Annotated in this window: 7 protein-coding genes; 2 read left to right on the top strand and 5 right to left on the bottom strand. The window is 66.6% G+C overall.

Annotated features, from left to right (window positions below):
- Positions 1-590 (bottom strand): cysteine hydrolase family protein (locus PKD89_RS19490; protein ID WP_289010653.1); only part of this gene is annotated, 590 nt, incomplete at its 3' end.
- 39 nt (positions 591-629) lie between these two features.
- Here PKD89_RS19490 and PKD89_RS19495 point away from each other — a divergent pair.
- Complete coding sequence (locus PKD89_RS19495) at positions 630-1,130, top strand: nuclear transport factor 2 family protein (protein WP_289010654.1); 501 nt, start codon at positions 630-632, stop codon at positions 1,128-1,130.
- A 94-nt stretch (positions 1,131-1,224) separates the two neighbouring features.
- Positions 1,225-1,782: a YqgE/AlgH family protein gene (locus PKD89_RS19500; RefSeq protein ID WP_287391845.1), complete on the top strand. Its 558-nt coding sequence runs from the start codon at positions 1,225-1,227 to the stop codon at positions 1,780-1,782.
- A 6-nt stretch (positions 1,783-1,788) separates the two neighbouring features.
- Here PKD89_RS19500 and PKD89_RS19505 read toward each other — a convergent pair whose 3' ends face one another.
- The 4 genes from PKD89_RS19505 to PKD89_RS19520 all read right to left on the bottom strand — a co-directional run bounded on the left by PKD89_RS19505 (position 1,789) and on the right by PKD89_RS19520 (position 5,147).
- Complete coding sequence (locus PKD89_RS19505; RefSeq protein WP_287378167.1) at positions 1,789-2,718, bottom strand: alpha/beta hydrolase; 930 nt, start codon at positions 2,716-2,718, stop codon at positions 1,789-1,791.
- A gap of 131 nt (positions 2,719-2,849) precedes the next feature.
- Positions 2,850-4,280: an aldehyde dehydrogenase family protein gene (locus PKD89_RS19510; RefSeq protein ID WP_289010655.1), complete on the bottom strand. Its 1,431-nt coding sequence runs from the start codon at positions 4,278-4,280 to the stop codon at positions 2,850-2,852.
- 154 nt (positions 4,281-4,434) lie between these two features.
- Complete coding sequence (locus PKD89_RS19515; RefSeq protein ID WP_287378161.1) at positions 4,435-4,854, bottom strand: PPOX class F420-dependent oxidoreductase; 420 nt, start codon at positions 4,852-4,854, stop codon at positions 4,435-4,437.
- A gap of 32 nt (positions 4,855-4,886) precedes the next feature.
- Positions 4,887-5,147, bottom strand: a complete 261-nt coding sequence (locus tag PKD89_RS19520) for a hypothetical protein (RefSeq protein WP_289010656.1) — start codon at positions 5,145-5,147, stop codon at positions 4,887-4,889.
- Positions 5,148-5,334: the final 187 nt, after the last annotated feature.

The following is a 5,334-nucleotide window of genomic DNA, read 5'->3' on the forward strand; positions in this document are numbered from 1 at the left end:
GAATGGCGCAGCACCGCTGCCCCGTAGTCGCCGGGGACCCCGGCCACGGCGTCGGTGGGAACGCTCACCTCGTACCCCAAGCCGACAGCCTCGATCACTGCGCCGAGCACACCGACGTTGAGCGACACCCCGCAGATGACCAGACGGGTGACCGCCATCGACCGCAGCAGTGCATCCAACGACGTGCCGGTAAACGGGGCCATTCCGTGACGGCGGTGGGAGATCAGGTCGACGTCGAGGTCGGGGCCAATCGCCGGGTCGAGCTCGACCGCCGGCGTGCCCTCCAACATCTGAGCAGGGTTCCCAGCCAGATGGCGGGCGATCGGGGTGACCAACGGGGTGCCCAGCCGGTCGCTGCGCCAGCCGACGGTGGCATGGACCACCGGGATCGACACTGCCCGTGCTGCGGAAAGCAGCCGTCCCACCGACGCCAGCAGGTCTGCGTCGGCCACGGCGTCACGCAACTCCGCAAGGGTCGAGAGATCGCCTACGACCCCGCGTTGAAGCTCCATGGTCAGCACAGCGGTGTGGCCTGGTGCCGTCGACATGGCGGCTCGGTCATGTGCGCTGGCTGCATCGCTGGTGGTCACGCTGCCTACGGTATGGCCTGTACACGAGGGGAGACCGACATGGACCAACCGACGCTCGACGAAGTGACCAGACGCGAGCTGGAGCAGCTGAAGTACCGCTACATCCGGGGCATCGATACCAAGGACTGGGACCTGGTGGCCGACACGTTGTGTGAGGACGTCGTGGGGGAGTGGAGCGGGGGAGCGCTCCACTTCGAAGGGCGCGCTGCCGTGATGGCGTTCTTCACCGACGCCATGGGGCGCGAAACGTTTCTCTCGGCCCACCGGGCGACTCAGCCCGAACTGCGCCGAACCGGCGTGCGCACCGCCACGGGCATCTGGGCGTTGACCGACCACCTGGTCGACCGCAAGTGGGAGTTCCTGCTCCAGGGCGCCTGCTTCTATCACGACGAGTACCGGCTGGACCCCGACGACCGGTGGCGTATCTCCCGTACCGGATACCGCCGCACGTTCGAACACATCACCCCGCTGAGCGCCCTGCCCGGCTGGCAGCTGACCGCATCGGGTTGGGAAAACGACGGGCGAAGCAGCCTCGTTTGAACGCCGCAACCGTCCGACGAGCCAGGTTCGACGTGCCGGGCGGTTTTACAGAATTTGCGGCACGCGGCTGCGCCAACGGTGACATGATGAGGGCATGGACGATGGGTCGACCGCCGGAAAGCTCTTGGTCGCCTCCCCCGAGCTGTCCGACCCGAACTTCGAACGCTCGGTGATCTACGTCATCGACCACGACGAGGGCGGTGCCATCGGGGTGGTGCTCAATCGCCCGGCGGGAACCGATGTGGACGAGGTGTTGCCCGCCCTCGCCCAGCGCTCGGCGGCACCCCAGGTGATGTTCGTCGGCGGCCCGGTCAGCAAGCAGGGCATCATTTGCCTCGCCCGCGCGCGTCCGGGCGAGCAACCCAGTGGCTTCCACCACATTTCAGGCACCCTGGGGCGCCTCGACCTGGAGGATCACCTCGAAGGTCCCGACGCCGCGGTCGACCAACTCCGTCTTTTCGCCGGCTATGCGGGATGGGGTCCAGGCCAGCTCGATGGTGAGCTGATCATCGACTCGTGGTTCATCTGCGACGTCCACCCCGACGATCCGCTCGACCGTGATCCCGACACGCTGTGGCAACGGGTGCTCAAGCGTCAGGGCGGGCGCACGGCGCGCTTCGCCCACGCGCCGGTGCAAGCCGATCTGAACTGAGCGGTCTCAGGAACCCTGAGCGGGTGCTTGCAGTGAGGCGTTCTCCTCGGCCTGCTCGCTGAGAATCCGGTTGAGGTCGGCACTGTGAATCGAAGCGGCGGTGGTGGAGTTCATGAAGTCCACCACCAGCTTGGTGAATTGGCGAGGATGCTCGGCGTAGGGGAAGTGGCCGCACCCCTCCATGACCTCAAGCCGACTGCCGTCGATCATCTCGTGCGCATCGTGGGCATGGGAGATGGGGATGATCGGATCCTCGTCGCCCCAGATGATCAGCGTCGGAATGTCGGCGGCCAGGTACAGCTTGTCCATCGCCGACACGCGCTGCCCCTTGAGATCGATCACCGACCGCAGGGTCTGGTTGAACGCCTTGCGGGTCTCCGGCTCCATCAACGAGGTGTAGGCCCGCCACATCTCGTTGGTTTTTGGCTTTGGGGCGAGACCGAACTTGCCGAACCAACTGGTCATCGCCTCCACCCCGGTTCGGATGAACGGCAGGAAGGCCACCGGCATCACCAGGTCCAGGCCAGGCACCGCCAGCAGACGAAGCAGCGGCGAGACCTCCTCGCCCAGGCCACCGGCGCCCACCAAGACGAGGCGTTCGCACCGCTCGGGGTGCTGATAGGAGAACTGCATGGCGATGCCACCGCCCAACGAGGTGCCAACCACCGTGGCGCTGCCATGGCCCAGGGCGGCCAGCAGGTCGCGCAGAAAGCTCGCCTGGGCGCCAAGCGAGTAGTCGGCGCGCGGCTTGTCGGAGTAGCCGTGACCGGGGAGGTCGGGCGCCACGTAGGTGGCGTGCTGGCCGAGATCCTCGAGGATCGGCTTCCACGCAGCGGAGCTTCCGGCCATGCCGTGGATGAGCAGCACGACCGGGCCGGACCCGCCGGTGCGGTACGAGATCTGATGGCCGTGGACGCTGATCGTCTGACGTTCCATTCGATGCCTCTTTCGGAGTCGACCAGTATTATACCGGTAAACAGTCGTTCACCGAAACTTCGCTGCCCGTACGCATGGGTTTTGGATCGACCGCTTGAGCGATGCAGTGACGGAAGTTCAACGTCCCCCGGTCAGGTCCGGATGATGATCAACCGCTCGCGTGTCATCTCTTCGACCGCATAGGGCGGCCCCTCCTTGGTGTTGCCCGAGTCACGAACGCCACCGTAGGGCATCTGATCGGTCCTCCAGTTGGGCTGCTCGTTGATGAGCACCGACCCAAAGTCGATGCGCTCGGCCGCCTCCATCGCCCGCTGCAGGCTGGAGGTGAACACCGACGCCTGCAGCCCGTAGCGGCTGTTGTTGGCCATTCCGACCGCCTCGTCGAAGGTGTCGTAGGACGCAACGCCCACCGCCGGGCCGAAGAGCTCGGTTTTGGACACCTCCATGTCAGGCGTGACGCCGGCGAGCACGGTTGGCATCAGCACGGCGCCGTCGTGGTTGCGGCCTCCGCCGGTCACCCGGGTGGCACCTGCCCTCACCGCATCCTCGATCCACCCCTCCACCCGATCGGTCTCTCCCGACTCGATCAGGGCTGAAACCTCGGTGTCGTGATCGAGCGGATCCCCGGTGACGATCTGCTCGACCTCTGCCTTCAACCGCTCCAGCAGCTCGTCGTGGATGTCGCTGTGGGCGTAGATACGTTGGATGGCGATGCAGGTCTGTCCGGAGTACAGAAACCCACCGGTGCGTAGCTTCGGCACGACCACATCCAGGTCGGCGTCGGGCTCGACGATGACCGGAGCGTTGTTGCCCAGCTCCAGCGTCACCTTTTTGCGGGGCGCCGACTCCTTGATGCCCCAGCCGACATCGGGCGAGCCGGTGAACGTGATCATGGCAACGTCCTCATGCTCGACCAGCGCGCTCGACTCGCTGCCCGGAGCGGTCACGACGTTGAGCCAACCGGCGGGAAGGCCCGCCTCGGCAAAGACCTCCGCCAGCATCAGGGCGGTCAGAGGCGTGGCCGAGGCCGGCTTGAGCACCACCGGACAACCAGCGGCGATCGCCGGGGCCACCTTGTGGCAGACCAGGTTGAGCGGGAAGTTGAACGGCGAGATCGCTCCGATGACGCCGATCGGTACCCGTTCGGTCCAGGCGATCGTGCCGTCGCCCTTCTCGGTGCCGGCCATCGGCACGGTCTCACCGGTGAGGGTGCGTGCGGCGATGGCGGCGTAGGTCAGCGTGTTGACCGCCCGACCCGCCTCCCCTTCGGCCACCGTGATCGGCTTGCCCGCCTCGGAGGCGATCAGGTGGGCGAACGCATCGCGGCGCTCGACCAGCAGTTCGGCCACCCGATCGAGGATGGCGGCCCGCTCCCACGGGGCGAGGGCGTTGGCCTTCAGCTCACGATGCGCCGCCTTTACCGCCCGATCGAGGTGTTCCTTCCCGCAGCGGGGCACCGAGCCCACCAGGTTTCCGTCGAAGGGGGCCCGGACCTCGATGATCTCGTCGGTGATCACGGTTTCGCCGTCGATGATCGCTGGCGTGGTTTCGACCTTGGTCATGAGTGCCTCCTCAGATGGGTAAGCGGCCCAGTGACAGGTGTGCGACCACGCCGCTCACGTCCGGTATACCCGGGACCCGGGCGCCGAAAACGGCACCAGGAATCGGTGCCGCCAGAGGCTGAACCCTGCCAACCAGCAGACCAGCCACGCTGGTTCAGTGGACCTGGCCGACCGCCGACGTCGGGGTGAACGTCACCAGCAGACGCCGCTCGTCGACCATCGCCTGACGGTACTCCGCCCAGTCGGGGTGGGGCCCGCCCGACACTGCCTCGTAGTAAGCAACCATCCGGTCGCTGGTGGCATCACCGGGGCTGGTCGTCGGCGCACTCAGCTCGACCGTGCCATCGAAGGAGACGTAGGACCAGCTGTCCGGGTCGCTGACGTGCAGCACGACCCGAGGGTCGCGACGCATGTTGGCCGTCTTGGCCCGATCGTCGGTCACCGAGATCTGAAAGGTGGTGCCGCCGAGCGCGTAGACGACATCGGAGGACTGGGGGCGGCCATCCGCCCGCAGGGTGATCAGCGCGCCGACCTTGCGACCGGCCGCCCAGGCCAGTGCGGCATTGAGTTCCATCAAGTCACCGTACCGACCTTGCGGCACCGGTACTAGCGATATCTGCCATCCGCGACGGCCTGGTCCGCCGACGTCGGGTTGGCCCGCCGCCATGCCCCCATCACCAGCCAATACCCCATCAAAAGGTTCACCGGAAGCGCCAGTAGGAAGACCATGCGGTGCTCGACCAGCCACATCCACAGCGCATTGAAAACTCCGAGCGCGCCGATGACCATCATTACGGCTGCTACCGCCAGCCAGCCGTTTCGGCGAGCCGGTGCCACCTCGCCCATCTGGGGCAGCTCGTTTCTCATGATCGCAGGGTACCGGCCCGTGCCTGGCCGGAACCGCCTCCGCCGGTCGAGCGCGAGCGCGGATTGGCCGTTGCCGTTCAGCGCCCGTTGGGTCATTCCAGCTGGGATCCGTCGGGGCGGGTGGTGTGCCATTTGCCGGTCGGGTCCCGCTGGATCCGGAAGCCCTTCTGTTTCCAGCGGTTGTGTT

It is taken from the genome of Candidatus Neomicrothrix sp. (assembly GCF_035329545.1).
GTDB classification, from domain to species: Bacteria; Actinomycetota; Acidimicrobiia; order Acidimicrobiales; family Microtrichaceae; genus Microthrix; species Microthrix subdominans.

Bases quoted from the DNA above. Each gene is read 5' to 3' on its own strand.
- PKD89_RS19495 (WP_289010654.1), top strand. From the start codon at position 630: ATGGACCAACCGACGCTCGACGAAGTGACCAGACGCGAGCTGGAGCAG.
- PKD89_RS19500 (WP_287391845.1), top strand. From the start codon at position 1,225: ATGGACGATGGGTCGACCGCCGGAAAGCTCTTGGTCGCCTCCCCCGAG.
- PKD89_RS19505 (WP_287378167.1), bottom strand. From the start codon at position 2,718: ATGGAACGTCAGACGATCAGCGTCCACGGCCATCAGATCTCGTACCGC.
- PKD89_RS19510 (WP_289010655.1), bottom strand. From the start codon at position 4,280: ATGACCAAGGTCGAAACCACGCCAGCGATCATCGACGGCGAAACCGTG.
- PKD89_RS19515 (WP_287378161.1), bottom strand. From the start codon at position 4,854: ATGGAACTCAATGCCGCACTGGCCTGGGCGGCCGGTCGCAAGGTCGGC.
- PKD89_RS19520 (WP_289010656.1), bottom strand. From the start codon at position 5,147: ATGAGAAACGAGCTGCCCCAGATGGGCGAGGTGGCACCGGCTCGCCGA.